This window comes from Pseudomonas sp. HPB0071 (genome assembly GCF_000478505.2).
In the GTDB taxonomy this organism is placed as follows: domain Bacteria; phylum Pseudomonadota; class Gammaproteobacteria; order Pseudomonadales; family Pseudomonadaceae; genus Chryseomonas; species Chryseomonas luteola.
On record NZ_KI517368.1, the window covers coordinates 496,654 to 516,718 of the forward strand.

At 53.8% G+C, this 20,065-nt stretch carries 18 protein-coding genes; 8 read left to right on the forward strand and 10 right to left on the reverse strand.

Going from position 1 to position 20,065, the window contains the following annotated elements:
• Positions 1–6 precede the first annotated feature (6 nt).
• The 7 genes from HMPREF1487_RS21780 to HMPREF1487_RS21810 all read right to left on the reverse strand — a co-directional run bounded on the left by HMPREF1487_RS21780 (position 7) and on the right by HMPREF1487_RS21810 (position 5,917).
• Entirely contained in the window at positions 7–1,287 is a 1,281-nt protein-coding gene (locus tag HMPREF1487_RS21780) for a TRAP transporter large permease subunit (protein WP_010798914.1), read from the reverse strand.
• A complete protein-coding gene (locus HMPREF1487_RS21785; protein ID WP_010798915.1) occupies positions 1,287–1,835 on the reverse strand; it encodes a TRAP transporter small permease in 549 nt (182 codons plus the stop codon). The genes HMPREF1487_RS21780 and HMPREF1487_RS21785 overlap by 1 nt, the downstream gene beginning before the upstream one ends.
• Positions 1,836–1,930: 95 nt before the next feature.
• Entirely contained in the window at positions 1,931–3,259 is a 1,329-nt protein-coding gene (locus HMPREF1487_RS21790; RefSeq protein WP_010798916.1) for an MFS transporter, read from the reverse strand.
• A 41-nt stretch (positions 3,260–3,300) separates the two neighbouring features.
• Complete coding sequence (locus HMPREF1487_RS21795) at positions 3,301–4,161, reverse strand: shikimate dehydrogenase (protein WP_010798917.1); 861 nt, start codon at positions 4,159–4,161, stop codon at positions 3,301–3,303.
• Between the two features lie 5 nt (positions 4,162–4,166).
• Positions 4,167–4,613: a type II 3-dehydroquinate dehydratase gene (gene aroQ, locus HMPREF1487_RS21800; protein WP_010798918.1), complete on the reverse strand. Its 447-nt coding sequence runs from the start codon at positions 4,611–4,613 to the stop codon at positions 4,167–4,169.
• 376 nt (positions 4,614–4,989) lie between these two features.
• Entirely contained in the window at positions 4,990–5,478 is a 489-nt protein-coding gene (locus HMPREF1487_RS21805) for a DMT family transporter (RefSeq protein WP_010798919.1), read from the reverse strand.
• Between the two features lie 10 nt (positions 5,479–5,488).
• Positions 5,489–5,917 carry a DMT family transporter gene (locus tag HMPREF1487_RS21810; protein WP_010798920.1) on the reverse strand — a complete coding sequence of 143 codons (429 nt, stop codon included), beginning with the start codon at positions 5,915–5,917 and terminating at the stop codon, positions 5,489–5,491.
• Positions 5,918–6,003: 86 nt separating this feature from the next.
• Between HMPREF1487_RS21810 and HMPREF1487_RS21815 the strand changes: the two genes are divergently transcribed.
• The gene (locus HMPREF1487_RS21815) at positions 6,004–6,951 is read left to right on the forward strand and encodes a LysR family transcriptional regulator (RefSeq protein ID WP_010798921.1); all 948 of its coding nucleotides are present in this window, start codon (positions 6,004–6,006) and stop codon (positions 6,949–6,951) included.
• Positions 6,952–7,427: 476 nt separating this feature from the next.
• Here the strand turns inward: HMPREF1487_RS21815 and mqo are convergent, their stop codons facing one another.
• Positions 7,428–9,059 carry a malate dehydrogenase (quinone) gene (mqo, locus tag HMPREF1487_RS21820; RefSeq protein ID WP_010798923.1) on the reverse strand — a complete coding sequence of 544 codons (1,632 nt, stop codon included), beginning with the start codon at positions 9,057–9,059 and terminating at the stop codon, positions 7,428–7,430.
• 781 nt (positions 9,060–9,840) lie between these two features.
• On the opposite strand from mqo, the gene HMPREF1487_RS21825 reads away from it, so the two are divergent.
• The 6 genes from HMPREF1487_RS21825 (at position 9,841) to HMPREF1487_RS21850 (ending at position 17,119) form a co-directional block, all read left to right on the forward strand.
• Positions 9,841–10,995 carry a mandelate racemase family protein gene (locus HMPREF1487_RS21825; protein ID WP_037031186.1) on the forward strand — a complete coding sequence of 385 codons (1,155 nt, stop codon included), beginning with the start codon at positions 9,841–9,843 and terminating at the stop codon, positions 10,993–10,995.
• A gap of 67 nt (positions 10,996–11,062) precedes the next feature.
• A complete protein-coding gene (locus HMPREF1487_RS21830; RefSeq protein ID WP_010798925.1) occupies positions 11,063–11,326 on the forward strand; it encodes a hypothetical protein in 264 nt (87 codons plus the stop codon).
• A 153-nt stretch (positions 11,327–11,479) separates the two neighbouring features.
• On the forward strand, positions 11,480–12,214 hold the full coding sequence (locus tag HMPREF1487_RS21835) for an oligogalacturonate-specific porin KdgM family protein (protein WP_010798926.1): 735 nt from the start codon (positions 11,480–11,482) through the stop codon (positions 12,212–12,214).
• 184 nt (positions 12,215–12,398) lie between these two features.
• Positions 12,399–13,961, forward strand: a complete 1,563-nt coding sequence (locus tag HMPREF1487_RS21840; protein WP_010798927.1) for an MFS transporter — start codon at positions 12,399–12,401, stop codon at positions 13,959–13,961.
• 133 nt (positions 13,962–14,094) lie between these two features.
• On the forward strand, positions 14,095–15,825 hold the full coding sequence (locus HMPREF1487_RS21845) for a sodium:solute symporter family transporter (protein WP_010798928.1): 1,731 nt from the start codon (positions 14,095–14,097) through the stop codon (positions 15,823–15,825).
• A 127-nt stretch (positions 15,826–15,952) separates the two neighbouring features.
• Positions 15,953–17,119, forward strand: coding sequence for an oligogalacturonate lyase family protein (locus tag HMPREF1487_RS21850; protein ID WP_010798929.1), 1,167 nt, complete (start codon positions 15,953–15,955; stop codon positions 17,117–17,119).
• 41 nt (positions 17,120–17,160) lie between these two features.
• Here the strand turns inward: HMPREF1487_RS21850 and HMPREF1487_RS21855 are convergent, their stop codons facing one another.
• Positions 17,161–17,895, reverse strand: coding sequence for a FadR/GntR family transcriptional regulator (locus HMPREF1487_RS21855; RefSeq protein ID WP_019364554.1), 735 nt, complete (start codon positions 17,893–17,895; stop codon positions 17,161–17,163).
• Between the two features lie 332 nt (positions 17,896–18,227).
• On the opposite strand from HMPREF1487_RS21855, the gene HMPREF1487_RS21860 reads away from it, so the two are divergent.
• Positions 18,228–19,199, forward strand: a complete 972-nt coding sequence (locus HMPREF1487_RS21860; RefSeq protein ID WP_010798931.1) for a dienelactone hydrolase family protein — start codon at positions 18,228–18,230, stop codon at positions 19,197–19,199.
• Positions 19,200–19,239: 40 nt separating this feature from the next.
• On the opposite strand, the gene HMPREF1487_RS21865 is transcribed toward HMPREF1487_RS21860, so the two are convergent.
• Positions 19,240–19,803 carry a DedA family protein gene (locus tag HMPREF1487_RS21865; protein WP_010798932.1) on the reverse strand — a complete coding sequence of 188 codons (564 nt, stop codon included), beginning with the start codon at positions 19,801–19,803 and terminating at the stop codon, positions 19,240–19,242.
• Positions 19,804–20,065 lie beyond the last annotated feature (262 nt).

Here is a 20,065-nt window from a genome sequence, read left to right on the forward strand (position 1 = left end):
AGTGACTTAGCCCGCCAGGAATTTCATTGGACCTGTCACTAGCACCGGGAAAATGACCAGCAGGAGCAGTACCAGCAACTGCGCCAGGAGAAACGGCCAGACACCGCGGATGATTTCATTCATCTGGATCCCGGAGACGCCACATACGACGTTTAGGACGGTTCCGACCGGAGGTGTGATGAGTCCTATGGCGGTGTTGATCAAAAAGAGCACGCCAAAATACACAGGGTCGATACCCGCTTGAACAACGGTTGGCATCAGCACAGGCGTCAGGATCAGGATGGTGGGCGTCATGTCCATGACGGTGCCGACAATAATAATCAGCAGCATGATCATCAGCAGCAGTACGGTGGGGTTGTCCATGAACGGATCGAGCAGGTCAACCAGCTGGCCGGGGAGGTCGGCTATGGTCACCAACCAGGACGAAACCATGGCGGCAGCGACCAATAGCATGACGACCGAGGTGGTTTTTGCCGCACTCAGGATGAGCTCATACAGATCGCTGAGCTTCAGTTCCTTGTAGATCACCGTTGCCACGAATAGCGCATAGACCGCAGCAACCACAGCGGCCTCGGTCGGTGTAAAGACGCCGAACTTCAAGCCAAATACGATGATCAGCGGCAGCCCCAATGCCCAGCTGCCTTCGATGAGCGCCTGCGCAATTTCACGGCCGGAACGCTTGGGTGAGGTTTCCACGACCTCCTTGCGAGCGATCCACCACCAGGCAACCGCCAGAGCCGCACCGAGCATGAGCCCCGGCACAATACCGGCCAGAAACAGCTTGGAAATGGAGACACCGGAGGCGACACCGAAAATGATGAAACCAATGCTAGGAGGAATGATGGGCGCAATGATGCCCCCTGCTGCGATCAGGCCTGCCGACCGTTCGCGGCTGTGTCCAGCCGAGACCATCATCGGTACCAGAAGGGCGGCAAGGGCGGCGGCATCGGCGACGGCAGAACCGGACAGCGAAGCCAGAAGGCACGAGGCGATAATCGCCACATAGCCAAGTCCACCTCGCTTGTGCCCTACCATGGACATCGCAATGTTCACGATCCGGCGAGACAGGCCACCTGCATTCATGATCTCGCCTGCGAGCATGAAAAACGGTACCGCCATCAATGGAAAACTGTCGGCACCGTTAAGCAGGTTTTGCGCAATGATCTGAGCGTCAAACAGATCCAGGTAATACATCATGGCGGCGCTTGCGACGAGCAGCGCAAAGGCGATCGGCATGCCGATGACCATACTGCCGACCAGAGAGCCCAGGAAAACGGAAAGAATCATCAGCTGCGCTCCCCTGAGGCTGTCTTGGGCGGGGTTACGAACGGTGTCTGCTTGTCCTTGGAGGAGGGCGAGGATACAGACGGCAGGGGAAGGAACAGTGCGGCATAGAGTTCGTACACCATGATGCCGACCGAGGTGATCCCAAAGACGAGCCCAGCCGAATAGAACACTGCCATGGACAGTCCTGATGCCGGCGCCAGTACGTCTTTATTGATGACTGCCTGTTGCCAGCTGCCCTGGATTATCAGCCACAGCATGTACAGCACGATCAGGTGAGAAAGGGTGAGACACAGGCGCTTGCCGCGGGCTGGCAGGGCTGCGAGCAGGCTACCCATGCCGATATGCGAGCGCTCCTTGAGGCCGAGGATAGCCCCAAGGAACACCATGAATACAAACAGCCAGCGCGACAGTTCTTCCGATACGCTGATGCCGGAATTGAAGGCGTATCTCAAGACAACGTTGCCGAACACCAGAGCCACCATGCCAAGCATGCACAGCACCAGTAGAAGTTTGATGAAGCGAAAGTACAGGTCGATTATTGTTTTCATGACCATGCCTTTAGGTTTCTCTGCGTGTGTTGTGTTTGTTATGAATCACGAGAAACAACGACAGCCAGGCCCCACGCGTCCCTGCGCCGGGCCTTTTAAAGTTCTATACGCTTCACCTCTCCTAAAATGAAGATGTACGAAAACGCACCGATTAGGGCAAGAACACCGATAAACAGCAGTGCTCCCACAAACGAACCCGTGGTGGCTACGATAAAGCCGACCACCAGCGGCGTAATGATGCCGGCCAGATTGGCCGCCAGATTGAAGATGCCGCCGGTAAGGCCCATGAACTTCTTGGGCGCGATGTCAGAAATGACTGCCCACCCCAGGCCCACCATGCCTTGTCCAAAGAAGGCGATGGAGAGAATCGCGATGACTAGGGTGTCATTGTCGACATAGTTCGCCGCGATGATGGTAGAAGCCAGCAATAGCCCGCTGATAATGGGTAGCTTGCGGCCTACGCTGGCGTTACCGGTGCGCTTGATGATCCAGTCGGACAACCAGCCACCAAACATCACACCTACGGCCGCGGCAATGAACGGCAGTACTGCAAAGAACCCCATCTTTACCCAACCCATATGGCGCTCGGTGGCCAGATAGGTGGGGAACCAGGTCAGAAAGAAAACCAGGGTGGCGTTACCGGCAAACTGACCGATGCACGCTCCCCAGATCTGCCGGTACTTGAGCAACTGGCTGACATTGCTCCATGTAAAGGGAACGCGCTCCTGCGAGGGGGCTGACAAGCCACCGCCAGCCTGGATGTGCTCCCGCTCCGCCTGATTCATGGCAGGGTCTTCATGGGGCTCACGGTAGCGCTTCCACCAGAGCAGGCCGAAGGCGATGCCAATGCCTCCGATGATCATAAACAGCGCGCGCCAGCCAAAGTGCGCGAGAATCATGAATAGTACCGGACTGAGAAAGGCCAAGCCGATGTATTCACCCACGGTATAAATACTCGTGGCACGGGCACGCTCTTGCTGAGGGAACCAGGTACTGACCACTCGGCTGTTGGTGGGAAAGCACGGTGCTTCGGCAAACCCCAGCATCAGGCGCAATCCCAGCAGGGTATAGAAGCCTGAAGCAAATCCGTGCAGCAGCGTAGCGAACGACCAGGAGGTGATCGAGGCAAAATAGGTGAATTTCGATCCGAACCGATCGAGAAATACGCCACCGGGTACCTGAGCCAGCACATACGTCCAGGAAAAAGCAGAGAAGATCAGACCCATAACCGCCGCATCAATCCCAAGCTCTTGGGTCATGACCGGCGCCGAGATACCCAGAATGGTCCGGTCCAGGTAATTGATCATGGTTCCGACCGCTAGCAGGGCAAGAATCACGAAGCGTGCCCGGGTTGGCTTTTGGGATGTGGTTCCAGCATGAGAAGGGGCTTGCGCTATCTGGCCTAGTTTACTATCGGCATGCATTGTTATTGTCCTGTGTCGCTTGGCACGAAATAGAAGGCTTGTCAGTCACCCAGGCTGGCGAAATGCGCCTGCATTCTCTGGGAATCAGCGTGCTGCCCGGTAAAGAGCTCAAACGCCTTCACAGCCTGGAAGACCGCCATGCGGCTACCGTCCAGCGTCTGGCAACCGATCTCGCGGGCGTGCTTGAGCAGTTCGGTTTCCAGTGGAAAATAAATGATCTCAGCTACCCACACCTCGGGCCTGAGCAGTTCGGCCGGTAGCGGCATGCCTGGCAGCTTGGCCATACCCACCGGTGTCGTGTTGACCAGCCCTTGAGTCGCCTGCATGGCGGCGGTCAGGTCTGTTCCCACGCACGCACGATCAAGACCGAAAATAGCCTTGAGGTTGTCGACGAGCGCGTGGGCTTTGTCCTTATCGACATCAAAGACCGTCAATTCAGCTACCTCCTCGCGGAGTAAGGCATGAGCAACGGCTGCCCCGGCACCGCCAGCTCCCATCTGCACAACGCGCTCGCGTGAGACGTCTGGCAGCCCTTGGCGAAATCCTTCCGCAAACCCGAGACAATCAGTGTTATGACCTATCCGCTTGCCCGCTTTGAACACTACGGTATTGACGGCGCCAATACCCAAGGCCTCCTCTGAAAGCTCATCCAGCAGTGGGATAATGGCCTGCTTGCAGGGAAAGGTGACATTCAGACCTGTGAATCCCATGCGCTCGGCTGCTGTGAGAAGTTCAGGCAGAGCGGACGCCTCAAGGCCAAGCGCATCGAGGTCGATCAGCCGATAGAGGTAGCGAATGCCTTGCGCATCACCCTCATGCTCATGCATGGAAGGCGTACGGGAGGATTGAATACCTGAGCCAATCAGACCGGCCAGGACAGAAGGAGAAAATAGAGTGGACATAATGGTCACTTCTTGTTCGTGAAGACGTGAGCGAAGTACTCGATGGCCATGCGATAGCCCGCCACACCAAAGCCGCATAGGACCCCTACGGCAATGGGTGAGACAAAGGAGTGATGCCTGAAGGCTTCGCGCTGATGAACGTTGGAGAGATGGACTTCCACCACGGGCAGCGCTACCGCTGTCAGGGCATCTCGGATCGCAACGGAGGTATGAGTCCAGGCCGCGGGATTGATGATGATTCCAGCATGGGCGGTTCGCGCCTGGTGAATCCAGTCGATCAGCTCACCTTCGTGGTTGGTTTGGCGGAAATCGATCTGTAGGCCGAGCGTATCGGCTGCTTCATGACAAAGCTGAGCGACATCGTTGAGGGTCTCGTAACCATAGATCTGTGGTTCACGGGTTCCCAGCAGGTTAAGGTTTGGGCCGTTGAGGATGAGAAGAGAGCAGGTCATCCAGAGCACTCCGTGTTGTTCTTATGATGTTTGGGCACGCTGAATAACAAAGTGTACTAACTGGTTAATACAGTCAATCCGCCCAGAAGGTACTTTTTATTTATTGCCTGGGGGAATCGACTTACTAATGACAGCATCATCAAAAGAGGTCGGAAAAAAGTCTAAAAAATCAAAAGGTTATTGATGGAACGCGAATTTCTCTGTCGAGAAGGAGATAGTGTGCTGAGATACAAAAACGTGCGGTTATCGTCCATGATGAGAAAAGAGAGAAGCCTGCCCTAGGCGCTTACCCAACGAACAAGCATCCCTATAACTCTAGGGAAGGAGGAGGAGCGGATGGCAGAAGGCATCACTCAGGACACCTCCTGCCAGTTTGTCAGGTACGCTCCTCCACGGGATCAGCCTGGGGCGAACATTCCTGTATCCGATTACTCTGGTAGATCAGCACCAGAGCGCCAAACAGCAGTGCGATAGCAACCAGTCGAGACACGTCCAAGGGTCGCTCGGCATTCCCCAGCCAAGCAAAGTGATCGATGAGAAGGCTCATCAGCAGCTGACCAGTAATGACGGCTACCGTAGCGGCAGCGGTGCCAACGCGAGGGATGGAAAACACCATCGCGAGCATATACACAACGCCAAACAGCGCACCGATCAGCTGCCATTTTGGAGCAGTGAAAAGTGTCATGGGATGAGGGGGTTCGAAGAAAAACACCAGCAAAAATGTAAGCAGGGCACCGCTGGTAAAAGTCAGCCAGGCGCTTTCCAGCACGCCTACCTGCGCGCCAAGCCGGCCGTTGATAGAGGACTGGGCACTGAGTACGGCGCCACTACCCAATACGGCAAAAAGAACCAGAAACTGGAGCATAGGATATACCTCAGTGAATCAGCCAGAGAGCGACCAAGATCAATACGAACGCCATTACGCGATACCGGTCGACGGGACGGCGTGTGCTGCCTAGCAGACCAAAATGATCGATAACCAGACTGGCTCCTACCTGGCCGCACAGGATGCCCACCATGGTCATCCCGACACCGATCAGCGGCGTGGCGACGGTTAGTACGACAACATAGATAGGTCCTAAAATGCCGCCGACTAGCAGCCAGCGTGGCTGACTGAATAATTGGGCCATTTTCGGGCGAGCAAAAATCAGTGCAAATGTGAGCAGTGCGGCGCCAACGAGAAAAATCGACAAGGTAGCGGAGAAGTGACCTACTTCCCCTCCCAGCGGCCCTAACAGGCCTGCCTCCATCGACAGACCCATGCCGGCGATCAGCACAACTAACAGGATCAGAGCGTGTTGCATGTTTATCCTCAAGAAAAAACAATGCGCTACGCTAGTAAGTTGTCATAATTGGAACAATCGGCTTCCAGACAAATAACTATTGTTTTATGAGCAACTCGCCTTCCGTGCTGGCCTTGCGGCTGTTCGTCAGGGTCGCGTCGGTCAAGAGCTTTACGCAGGCAGGTGCAGAGTTCAATTTGCCTGCCTCATCCGTTTCGCGCCATATCTCTGCGTTGGAGGCGACGTTGGGGCAGCGGCTCTTGTATCGCCACACTCGGGCAGTCCGATTGACCGAGGCAGGGGAGCGTTATTACCAACATGTTCGGGACGCCCTGCTTCAGCTGGATATGGCGGCGGAGCAGATTGGTGGAGACACTTCAGAGCCGCAGGGAACACTTCGGCTCAATGCTGCCGTCGCCCTGGGGCGTCTGCATCTGGTTCCATTGCTGGTAGAGTTTCAAAAGCGATATCCAAAAATAGACGTCGAGCTGACATTAACGGATGCGTTTATTGATCCTGTGCAGGAAGGGGCTGACATTACTTTCCGAGTAGGACGCCTGGAAGATTCCAGCCTGGTGGCGCGCAGTTTAGGAGAGCAACGGTTCGTGGTGTGTGCTGCGCCGATGTATCTGGAACGGCAGGGTATACCGCAAAGTCCCGGGGCGCTTGAGTATCATAACTGCCTGGTCTACAAGGGAATGCGCGGTGTGCGTCAGTGGTATTTCCGCTCTACAAGCCAGACACCCTTTCAGGCCTATCAGGCCAAAGGTAGCTTTAGAAGCAATAATGCCGAATGCCTGCTTGAGGCGGCGGTGCTTGGGGAGGGGATCGTACTGTTCCCGACATGGCTCGTGCATCAAGCGCTAAGCAGCGGTGCACTGGTAGCAGTGTTGACGGACTGGGAAGCGTCAGAAGATCTCGAAACCCATGCAGTGCATGTGATCTATCCGGAAAACCGCATGCGCTCAGCCAAGGTGAAGGTTTTTCTGGATTTCCTGTTTCATCACGTCGGTCAGCCACCCTACTGGGACAATGGCTTGCCCGTTCAGCGTTGAGAGCGCTTAATCCTCGATGCCTGTACCCGCACGACTGACTTTGGGATGCGCGTGAAAGGCTAGGCAGACGTTGGCTATGTGGGAGAGCGCGATACTGTTAATCGGCTTCACGACTATTTACCGCTTCAGTCGCGTTACAAGTATCTGATCCTGTACCAGTAGTCTGATATAGACGCTCTACAATGCCCTTTCAGCCTAAAAGCCCGTTCGCAGGCGAACTCATTCATCTTTCGTCTTACCAAGCTTGTATCTGCATCTCGTTAAAGACTTCAAGTAAGGTTTTCAAGATGAGCGAAGACGATATCGAGTTCATTGCTTCCTGGCTGGGACTCATTCTTTTTGCGCGGATTGTACTATTCAGTCTGGGCTATGGTTGATGGCCCTAACGCTAGGCGGAATGCGCCATGAAGACGCTTGCAGACGGACATAAAAAACGGCACCCGAAGGTGCCGTCTTAACCAAGGTAAACGAGCTGTTTAAAGCGCAGCCGTTTTTGCCTCAGTCGGCTGATTTTCTTTAGCCTTGTTTTCAGACGCTGCCTGCTGGGTAGCGGTAGCATCTTTAAGCTGGAGTACACCAGCTGTGTAGCTGCGGACTTCCTTGATCAGCGGAGCATTGTTATCCAGCGACTGACCGTAGGATGGAATGATTTCCTTAAGCTTGCTCTGCCATTCTGGCGTCGCAACCTTGTCCTTGAATACTTTTTCCATCAGATGAAGCATGATGGGCGCAGCAGTCGAAGCACCTGGCGAGGCACCTAGCAGCGCAGCAACGGAACCGTCCTGTGCGGAAACCACTTCGGTACCAAACTGCAATATGCCATTGCCGTTCGCATCTTTCTTGATGATCTGTACGCGCTGGCCGGCGGTCCAGAGCTTCCAGTCTTCCTTGCGAGCGTTCGGGTAGTAGTCCTTCAGCGCAGCGAAGCGGTCTTCATCAGACTGCATCAACTGACCAACCAGGTATTTGACCAGATCGAAGTTGTCCATTCCCACCTGCATCATGGGCCAGGTGTTGTTGCTGGTCATGGAATGCATGAGGTCCATCAGCGAGCCGTTCTTCAGAAACTTGGTCGAGAAGGTTGCGAACGGTCCGAACAGAATGACGCGCTTGCCATCCAGCGTACGGCTATCAATGTGCGGCACCGACATGGGCGGCGAGCCCACAGATGCCAGGCCGTAGGCTTTTACCTCGTGACGTTTGGCGATTTCCTGATTTTCAGTTACCAGGAACTGGCCGCCAACTGGGAAACCGGCATAGCCATTGGCTTCAGGAATACCTGTTTTCTGCAGCAGCATCAGAGAAGCGCCGCCTGCACCAATGAAGACGAAGCGGGTGTTTACCGAGGTTTCCTTGCCGCCATTGGCCAGGTCTGCAACGGTTACTTTCCAGGTGTTATCGGGGTTGCGCTTGATATCGCGTACTTCGCTGTTCACTGAAAGCTTGAACTGCGAATGATTTCCCAGCGAACCTACCAGCTGGCGAGTGATTTCACCAAAGTTTACGTCAGTCCCTGCCGGCATCCAGGTCGCTGCCACTTTCTGCGCAGGGTCACGACCTTCCATGATCAGCGGTGCCCACTGCTTGATCTGGCTGTGGTCTTCCGAGTACTGCATGCCCGCATACAGCGCGTTTTTCTGCATGGCTTCATAACGCTTGTGCAGGTAGTTGACGTTGTCGTCACCCCAGACAAAGCTCATGTGCGGCGTGGTATTGATGAACGATCTGGGGTTCTTCAATACACCGTTCTTGACCTGGAAAGACCAGAACTGACGGGAAATCTCAAAGCCTTCAGTAATCTTCGGAGGCTTGGTGACATCGATGGTGCCGTCCTTGAGTTCGGGCGTATAGTTCATTTCCGCGAAGGCAGAATGGCCCGTTCCGGCATTGTTCCAGCCGTTGGAGCTTTCTTCGGCTACCTTGTCCAGACGCTCGTACATGTTGATCGTCCAGGTGGGCTCAAGCTCTTCCAGGTAGGTAGCCAGGGTAGCGCTCATGATACCGCCGCCGATCAGCACAACATCGACAGGAGCATTATCGTCGGCCCAGCTGTATCCGGACATCGCGAACATGCTGGAGCACAGAGCAGCGAGAACACGCTTTTTCATGCAGATTTTCTCTAGTTAGGCATACAAGCAAATGAAATCAGATAGCGCTGTCTTATCGGCCATCTACACATTTGCTTGAGTAGGCAAGGCACACTTCTTTTTGAATCTGTAACGCATCAAGTCGAATGAAAGGTCGGGTCGATTCGACATGAAACACGCGTACAGCCAAAAAAATTCAAGGTCCGGATCAAGAGGTGGCAGGACATCCACTCGAAAATGTCACTACATTGCGTTGGGTGTAGCGGATACATCATGAGAGGTTTATCTGGGCGCTCAGTGAAACGTGTCCAGTAGAATATCGCGAAAAAGCCGCGACGGAAAGTCACACCTTAAAGTTCCGGTCAATAAGACTAAAGTTTAATGTCTGGCAGGAAGTCGGCAGGACATTATCATCGACACGTGCAGGTCGTCCGGTATTGCTCTGCTCGTTCTGTCCTCCCTCCTGTACCAGCCTGCAATCAACACCTAGGCTTCCTATCCTCGCGTGGTAAGACGACCATGTTGTCTTCTGCAGGAGACGCTGACCGGTCAGTCATCACCTTTTCAGATTTGAAAAAATAAATTACTTGATCTGCTTATAAGCTTACTGAGGTTACATATCCGCCAGGATTAGCCTTTTAGAGCCTATTTGGCGTCATTTTTCAATTCTATTAAAGTCTCAAGCTGGAAGCTGTAGCCTCCTTGACAAAATAGCGCTCAAGAAAAATACTGTGTCACGTGGTATGACGACATACCGGAAATTGCTCCAAAAAGAACAATAGTCATGGACAGCCTTCCTCTTATGAATATCTCCCGTGTCAGTGTCGATGTGTTTTCCTATCCCACTCGCCGTGCTGTCGATAGCGCAGGGCATTCCCATCCGGGAGATGAAGTCCAGGCCCGTATGGCATTGTTGAAGATCACCACGGAGGACGGTTGCGAAGGTTATGCCTTTGGCGCTCCGGAACTGCTTCGCCCATACATCATTGACAATTTTGTACGCAAGGTACTGGTTGGACAGAACGCGCTTGATCGTGAACGACTCTGGCAGGATCTGGCGCATTGGCAGCGGGGAAGTGCAGGTCAACTTACCGACCGCAGCCTGGCCCTGGTGGAGCAAGCGCTCTGGGATTGGGCTGGCCGCAAGTTCCAGGTCCCAGTCTACAAGCTGTTGGGTGGCTACCGAGACAAGGTCTTGGCCTATGGTTCTACCATGTGTGGCGATGATTTGCCGGATGGCCTGTCAACACCTGACGAATATGCGCGTTTTGCCGAAAAGCTCGTAGCCCGTGGTTACAAGGGTATCAAGCTGCATACCTGGATGCCGCCCATCTCCTTCGCACCCGATGCCAAGATGGACGTAAAAGCTTGTGCCGCTGTACGTGAAGCAGTAGGCCCGGATATTGCCCTGATGCTTGATGGCTACCACTGGTACAACCGTACTGATGCCCTCTACATCGGACGTGAAATTGAAAAGCTGGATTTTGCCTGGTTTGAAGAGCCTATGATGGAGGAGTCCGCAGAGTCGTATGCCTGGCTGGCTGAAAACCTCACCATTCCTGTATTGGGGCCTGAAAGCCTGGGCGGCAAGTATCACAGCCGCGCGGGATGGGTGAGTGGAAAGTCCTGTGACATTCTACGCGCCGGGGTAGCTGGCGTAGGCGGTATTGGCCCATGCGTCAAAGTCGCTCACCTGGCTGAGGCGTTCGGATTGGATTGTGAAGTTCATGGTAATGGTGCACCCAATCTGGCTGTCGTGGGTGGAATCAAGAACTGCTCCTGGTACGAGCGCGGGCTATTGCATCCGTTCTTGGAGTATGACGACGTACCTGCCTATCTCAACAGTATCGTCGACCCCATGGACAAGGACGGTTACGTCCACCTGCCTGACCGTCCTGGCCTGGGTGAGGACATCAACTTTGCCTATATCGAAGCCCATATCGTGAGCCAGCACTGATCCACGGTTGTGCCTGGGCTAATCATGCCCAGGCAGGTCTTGAACAATTATAAAAAAGGACTGAGCTATGAACCTGAACACCTTTCGCCTCTCGCATGTCTTCTTCGAGTGCCTGGCCCGTATCTCCAGGCGAGTACCGGAACTGTATAACCTGGGGCTGGCTGGTACAGCGCACATTCATGCTCAGTCCTCCTCGTGCATCGCCTCGATACCCTGCCGTATCAACCGGCTACAGGCTTTCCGCTCCTGTTCTCTTGTTGCTCTGCCATTACCTCTGGCGATGACCGGCCGATGTAATGGTCGGCGCGGCTGGGCCAAAAGTCCTGCCTAAGCGCCGCTGGCAGGCCTGGCTTGCCGTTCGCGTGTTAACCATCTGAACCAATCGTGCCGCCGAATAGATCGGGAGCCGTACACCCCTGAATGCCGGGCTGTTACCGCTTAAGCCTATTCAATCTCTCTGTACGTTATTAACAAGAATAAGATCATGAAGATAACAATAAAGACGCTAGCTGTTGCGACCTCTCTGGGAATCACCGTTTTGGCAGGCAATGCTCAGGCTGCCGATTCGGGTTATATCAACTATCGGCACCAGTATCTGGAAGACTCGAAGCTTCACTCTGATCGCGTTCTGATCGGTATACGTCTGGACAATGGACTCGGTTTCGAAGGGGAACTGAAGTACAAGACCGGAGGCAGCCGTAAGGACGTCGCGTTTGATAACACCGTAGGGGATGGTCACGAATTTACGGCTGATTATCGATACTCCCTCACTCCTCAATGGACGATTGCACCCTTTATAAGTTTGGTTGCAGTGGAAAACGCAACGACTTATCGAACCGGCGCGCGCCTGGGTTACAAGGTAAACAACCAGTGGACAATCAGCGGACGCTATCGCTATGAGGCTCGCAAGCTGGATCGCAACCAGATCGACGAGTCCGTGCCTGATAGAGCCAAGCGTGACCAGCACGTTCATCGCTTCGATGGCTGGCTGGGCTATGCCCCGGGCGGGAAATGGTCATACGAATATAACTTGGTTTATTTCAAGGCCGACTATACCCGTTATAACGGTAAGAAAAATGATTATGAACAGGCATTGGCTTTTAAATATAAATTGGATAAACGCTGGCAACCGTTCTTCGAAGTAGGTGATGTAAAAGTTAACTCTACTGATAGTGATCGCCAAATGCGCTTACGTGTAGGGGTGCATTACAGCTTTTAAAAAGTAATCGCTATAAAACGCAAAATAAATAATCGTGAAGTTGCAATGAAGATGATTTGAAATACAGACCCACGGGTTTGCATCTCAAGTAACTCATTGACGTTGCCTTCATTCGTGCTTCTGAAACAACAAGAACATCATTTCAGAACAACGAAGTCATGTTCTCTTTTATTCGGTGAATAATATGAGAAGCGATACTGCTGGGCACCACGTAGGGCGGAAAATCACGCTAAGGCATCAATTGGCGTATGGAGGAGGCAACTTACTGGGTAGCGGAGCACTTGCTATCAGCGGCGCCTGGTTATTGTATTTTTATACGACGTTCTGTGGTCTATCGATGATCCAAGCGTCACTGATCTTTTCCATTGCAACCGTTATCGATGCAATCAGTAATCCTTTGATGGGTTATCTCACCGATAACTTCGGTAATACCTGGCTGGGCAGGCGTTTTGGACGTCGCCGCTTTTTCCTGTTGATTGGCGTACCGCTGATGGTGTTCTACCCACTACTTTGGATGGAGGGATTCGGCTTTTGGTATTACCTCAGCACATATGTAATTTTTGAGCTGATCTATACCTCCATCATGGTCCCCTATGAAACCCTGGCGACCGAGATGACGGACGACTTCGCTGTTCGTTCGAAGCTGACAGGTTATAAGGCTATCTTCGGAAAGATTGCCAACTTTCTGGCCGCCTTCATCCCCGGCCAATACATCCTGATCTATGGAAAGAACTCCGCTGAGCCATTTTTCCTGACTGGATTAACCTACGGCGCGATTCTCATGGGTGCAGTGGCCTGTCTGTATTTCTCAACATGGGAACGCAGTAGCGAAGAAACCCAGATCCGCAAGGCCAAGCAATCCTTGGGCCGTACGCTGCTGTCACTGGTGCAGGACACGTACTCGACCTTTGCGCTGAGGATTTTCCGTAAGCACCTTGGCATGTATCTGTTTGGATTTGGCGCAGAGTGGCTGTTTGCTACGGTATTCACGTACTTCGTGATCTTTGTTTTGCAGTACGACCCAACTATCGTTGCAGGACTCAACAGCTTGAGTTCGATCATGCAGCTGTTCTCCACCGCACTTTTCATAGCGTTTTGTGTAAAGTGGGGCTTCAGTAAGCCGTACATTCTTGCCTTGTCCGTCGTGATGTTTGCCGTTGGCTGCTACAGCCTGTTGCACTTCTTTGACCTGCCAACCCATGTCGCCACCATTGCGATCTTCACTATCACCGTTATTTTCGGTATCGGCACGGGCGGCGTGTATTACATCCCGTGGACGGTCTATACCTTCCTGGCGGATGTGGACGAAATCTATACCGGCCGTCGTCGCGAGGGCATCTATGCAGGTTCGATGACGTTCTGCGGCAAGATCGTCCGCTCCATCATTGTCTTCATTATGGGGGCTATCCTGAGCTACTACGGGTTCCAGTCCAAGGCTCAGACCCAGCCGGAAACGGCTGTGACGGCCATCGCCCTGGTGTTCTGTATCGGTGTTGTCAGTCTTGCCTTGATCGCAATCGTCTATAGCACGCAGATGCGTCTGAACCGTCAGACGCACAAAGTGGTCCTGGATGAAGTGGCTCGTGTGAAGGCAGGTGGCAACCCTATGGACATCAAGCCTGATGCCCGTGCGGTGATTGAAGATCTGGTAGGACATCCTTACGAAGAGTGCTGGGGTAACAATGCACTCTGCAGGAAGATGCAGATTACGCCAGAATTCGCACCAACGCCCAAGACAGCCATGTAACCGCTATGGCACCGGTACTCAGTGCCGGTGCCTGCTTACTCTCCTGACAAGGCATTCGCCCGCCATAAAAAGACTATTCCGCTTGGTGGGCCGAAATGTAAACAGTGCTGATCCTTGCAACTGGACTGTCTAGATGAATGCTTTGGATATCACCGTTATTGCTCTGTATCTGCTGTTCATCGTATGGGCAGCCTGGTGCTTTCGTCGTTACGCACAGAGCAGCAGTCAGTTCATCAATGGCGGTGGTTCCATGCCCTGGTGGATGGCCGGGGCGACTGCCTTTATGACGCAGTTCAGCGCTTGGACGTTTACCGGCGCAGCAGGAAAGGCCTTTACCGATGGCTTTCCCGTTCTGGTCCTGTTCTGGGGCAATGCTCTGGGATTTTTCATCGCCTGTCTGTTCTTTGCGGCACGTTACCGCAAGCTTCGGGTTGAAACCTCGATGCAGGTGATTGCCCTGCGTTTTGGCAAGCCGACCGAGCAACTCTTTACTTGGCTGCAGTTCCCGCTCTCAACCCTTACGGCCGCCATCTGGCTTAATGGATTAGCCTACATCCTCGCCTCGATGACCGGCTTTGGCATGGTACCGACCCTGCTCATCACCGGTACGGTCATTACCTTCATTTCCGCCAGTGGCGGTGCCTGGACAGTCAACGCAACCAACGTCATCCAGCTGGTTCTGATCTTGGCAATTACCCTGGTAACCGGTTGCTTTGCGCTATACACAGGCGGTGGACCAGGCAATATCGTCGAGCGCTTTCCCGTGGATTTTTGGCAGGGGCACGACATGAATTTGTGGCAGATCCTGTTGTTCTGGATTGCCATGATCCTGATGCAGCAGGTGCTGTCGACCAACAACGCGATTACCTGCTATCGCTTTCTGGTTACTCGAAACGAGCATGAGGCTCGGCGGGCAGCCTTTCTGGCCGGGGTTCTTTTTGTGGTCGGCCCTGTCCTATGGTTTATTCCGCCGTGGGTAGCCGCCACGCAAGGTGCAGATCTTGTGGGGCAGTACCCTCAACTGGGCGAGCAGGCAGGAAACGCGGCCTATCTCTACTTTGTTCAACAGGCAATGCCAGCCGGTACGGTCGGGCTTACATTAGCCGCGATGGTGGCTGCGACCATTGCTCCCATGAGCACTGCGCTCAATCGCAATGCGGGGATCTTTATTCGTAATGTTTATCAGCGTCCTGCCCATGGGGAGGCCCACTTGCTTGCCATGGGCCGCTGGGTGACGCTGCTCAATGGCGCCCTGGCCACCCTGACAGCGTGGTGGATGGCCGAGCAGGAAGGCATAGGGTTCTTCGAGCTGGCAATGATGGTCAGCTCCCTGTTTCTTCTGCCCCTTTCCATTCCTGCTCTGTTGGCTGTGGTCGTACGACAGACCCCGGATTGGGCGGGTTGGAGTACGGTGCTGGTCGGCGCAGCGGTATCGCTGATCTTTTATATTGGCTTCAACCCCGTGGCGCTTCCTGCGTGGTTGGGTGCGTATACGCTCACCGAACGTGAGGCGAGCGATCTGAAGTTTGGGGTGACGGTTCTGGCGCATGTGGTTTTCACGGGTGGTTTTTTTATCGGGACCCGCGTCTGGTATAGCCCTACCCGTAACACCGAGAGGCGGCAACAGCTCACGCTATTCTTTCGCAATATGTATCGCCCCCTGCAGCCCGATGAGATTGCCTGCGTCGATCCTTCCCAAGCCAGGAGGCTAGGCGCCCTGGTAACAGGTATGGGGCTGCTTTTACTTCCGCTTCTGCTATTGGCTGAGGCTCCCCAGGGGCGCTGGTTGCATGCCGCTATTGTAGGAACGGTACTGATATCAGGATTAGCACTGCGACATTGGGCAGGCAGTAGTAGAACATAAGCAGATAATAAGTGTTTAACGCTCATAATTAAGACTTCGTTATCGATAGCGAAGAGGGCGAATCCATATTGTTGAGCAACTCATAAACAGTCCAATAGAACATCATTGAAAACAACAGAGGTGTGTTATGGCAAAGGGTTCCCATATTGAACTGGATTACCATACGTATAGTGATGAAGGTACTGGTGCTGAAGTAACACGCCTTACACCCACCGATACAGTGTGTCACCGGAACTATTTTTATCAGAAATGTTTTACCAATGATGGTACCAAGCTGTTATTTGCAGCCGAGTTTGATAATAACCGTAATTATTATCTACTTGATATTCAGAAAAAACAGGCGGTACAGCTAACGGAAGGCGCTGGTGATAATACTTTTGGCGGCTTTTTATCTCAGGATGACCATTATCTCTATTATGTGAAAAACGAGCATCAGTTACGCCGTGTGGAGTTGGCAACGCTGGAGGAAACAACGGTCTATCAGGTAGCCGATGATTGGGTTGGGTATGGTACATGGGTAGCGAACAGCGCCTGCACCAGCCTGGTTGGAATCGAGATTGCCCGCTCGGACTGGACGCCGCTGACCGACTGGGAAGTGTTCCGGACATTCTTTACCAGTAACCCCCGTTGCCGGCTGATTCGCGTCGATTTGGGCACAGGAGAGGCTCGTGTCGTTCACGAAAACACGATCTGGCTCGGGCATCCCATTTATCGCCCCTATCACGATCATACTGTTGCGTTCTGTCATGAAGGTCCTCATGACATGGTGGATGCCCGGATGTGGCTGGTCGATGAGGACGGCTCCAATGTACGCAAGGTGCGGGAGCAGAAGCCGGGGGAGAGTTGTACCCACGAGTTCTGGGTGCCGGATGGCTCCGCCATGATCTATGTCATCTATCCAAAGGGCCAGCAGGCGCGGCAGATCTGGCGATTTGATCCCGACACCGAAACCAATGAGATGCTGATGGAGATGCCGGCCTGCTCGCACCTGATGAGCAATGAAGACGGCACGATGCTGGTAGGTGACGGTTCCGGTACGCCTGTCGATGTAAAGGACACTCAGGGGTATACAATCGAGAACGACCCCTGGCTTTATGTCTTCGACGTGAAACGCCAGCAAACTGCGCGCCTGGCTGCGCACAATAGCTCCTGGCGGGTACTGGATGGCGACAGACAGGTGACCCATCCACATCCATCGTTCACGCCGGATAATCGCAAGGTGTTATTCAGCTCTGATTTCGAAGGCAAGCCCGCCGTGTATCTGGCAACGCTGCCCGACACGTTGTTTACCTGATTGACATGTCATGCCCAGCCAGTGGCTGGGCATGAGGGCCCTTACTCGTAAAGTGTATGGCGAGCCTCGTGAGCCTGATAGAGGCGTACACGACTGTTGCTTAAATGCAGGTACATGGCCGCCCGTGCCGAATCAGGGCTCTGCAGCGCAATGGCGCTGTAGATTTTTTCATGTTCGCGATACACCAGATCAAGATACGCGACGCGATCCTTCTGAGCGGCATAGGCCGAATTCATCTTGGTACGTGGAATGAGCTTTGTACCCAGATGCTTCATGATGTCGAACATATAGGCGTTGCCGGATGCCTTGGCAATGCGCAGATGAAACTGTGAGTCCGCATGGATGGCAATGCCTGTTTTCGGGCCACTGTCTTTCATGGAAAGCAGGGCCAGCTCGATCTCCTTGAGCTCCTGCGGGCTGCGATTCTGTGCTGCCAGCCCAGCCGCCTCGACTTCCAGGCTCATGCGCAGCTCCAGCAGACTCAACACATCCTGCAGCGTGGAAATGGTTTCTGGTCCCAATTGCAGAGTAGGCGGAGGCGGCATATCAACAATAAAGGTGCCGACACTGCGGCGTGTTTCGACCAGACCCGCCGCTTGCAGTCGCAGCAGCGCTTCTCGCACCACGCTGCGACTGAATCCTTCGCTACTGGAAATTTCCAGTTCCGAAGGCAATTTTTCTCCCCGCTTGAAAACCCCATCGCGAATGTATTGCGACAAACGGGCAACCAGTTCTTCAGCTAGACGTTTTGGCTTTTGGGAAGGCCTGTCGATCATAAAGGGCTCATTTGTTTTTCTGGGCTCGATGACTTCCGCAGCAAGCATACACATTTCGGCTGATCCGCTCAGAAGAAAAGCATGGCAAACCGAACACCTTTGTGTGCCGTTGTGCAAGGAAGATGGCTTTCGATGCCATTGAGCTTTGATGCCTGAAACATGCCTGAAGGCACGTTGGAATCAGAGCGATCTGCGTCACATGAAAATTGATGGTCTCGGTTACTGACTGATCAGTCAGGCTGCTCGGACCGTAAGGCAGAGCAGGGTATAAACCTACCGGGTTGTTTTGTTATGGTCAGGTACAAGCCATAGCCATAAGCGAGACAACAAGAATGAAACGTTCCGCCCTTGCCACCCTGGCGGTACTTGGAAGTCTGGTGGCAGTTGCCCAGGCCCGGGAGCACTCGGATATTCCCGCGCGCCAGGAGTTTTATGCCTATGCCTCCCAGACCCTGAGTGATACCCAATTTCTTACCGGGCAGTCAGGCAGGCCTGTCACCTTAACTGCCGGATTGAGCCTGCCAGCTGGGGAGGGGCCGTTTCCGGCGGTCATTCTCCAACATGGCTCCGGTGGTATTGGCGATAACATTACCTATTGGCAGCGCACCCTTAACCAGCAGGGAATCGCCACGTTTGTGCTCGATGGATTCACCGGCCGCGAGCTGATCAGTACCGGTAAGGACCAAGCTCAGCTGGGACGGCTCAATTTCATTCTGGATGAATACCGAGCCTTGGCGCTGTTGGCCAGTCAGCCTCGTATCGATGCCTCCCGTATCGTATTGATGGGCTTCTCTCGAGGCGGCCAGGCGTCGCTTTATGCCAGTCTTGCTCGCTTCCAGAAGGAATGGATGGCCGGAGACGCCCGCTTCGCGGCCTATATTGCCTTCTATCCTGACTGCTCCATTTCCTTCAAGGATGAAGACAAGGTGGTAAACAAACCCATTCGGGTCTTTCATGGCGAGGCAGATGACTACGATCCCTTGTCCCGGTGCACTCCTTACCTGGATCGCCTGGCCAAGGCAGGCGCCGATGTAAAGGTGTTTCGCTATCCTGAGGCCCACCATGGTTTCGACAGTCCTGCCTCTCAGCCTGTACGTGTAGCACAAGGCAGTCAGACGGTACGGGCATGCCAGATTGTCGAGGGTGAGCAGGGCGCGCTGATCAATGAGGAAACGGGGGAGCCGTTCCGCTATACCGACGCCTGCGTCGCGCATGATCCCCATGTAGGGCCCAATGCCGATGCCACACGGCAAGCCACAGAGGATGTATTGGCGTTTCTGAAAAACGTATTGGATAAACCGTAAAACGAATTACCCAGCCTCTTGCCAAGGCTGGGTGACAGGATCAGGCGTGGCGACGCCGACGGACGAACCAGATTGCGGCAACGATAGCCAGTAAGGTGGCGGCTATTCCTGCCAGCCATAGTCCGGCATGTGGCTGGGTTGCAAAAAGCCGTTGCACGAACTCTCCCACACCGTAGCCAATACTGACCATGATGGTTGCCCAGAGAAAGGCGCCAACGATATTCAGTGGTACGAAGCGTCTGGCAGGGATGCCGCTGGTGCCGATGATGATTGGGCCAATGGTTCTGAAGCCATACGCAAACCGCGTCCCGATTACCCATAGCGATGGATAGCGCTGAATCAGTTGGCGTGCTCGCTCGATTCGGTGCTGATGACGGTGAAACTTCTTCAGGACGGGATCGCCATATCGCCTTCCGATGAAGAAGAGGAACTGATCACTGATCATTGCGCCAATGGCCGTCATCAGGATGGTCAGGAAAAAATTCAGATAACCATGGCGGGCAGCCACACCTGCCAATATGGCCAAGCCGTCGCCTTCGATAAGCGGCCCGACCATGACGGCCAGGTAGCCGTAGTGGGTTATCCATTCGTTCGGTTCAAGCATGTTGCGGTCCTGATAATCCAGGTATTGTCTCAAAAACAATACCGTCCAGGCGTTGGTCGCGCGTACCAGGCCTCGTTGAGATAGCGATCCGGGAATTTTGGCATAACCGCGTTTCGAAAGGGCAAATGAACCCTCTGCGTATCGCTATACGAAAGGATTTCGCAAACGGATCGCCATTTTGCCAAGCTAGCTAGAGAGTTACTGGCACCTGATCAAGGGAAGCACCGTTGATGATCACTTAGCGAGATCCTTGATGGCTTAC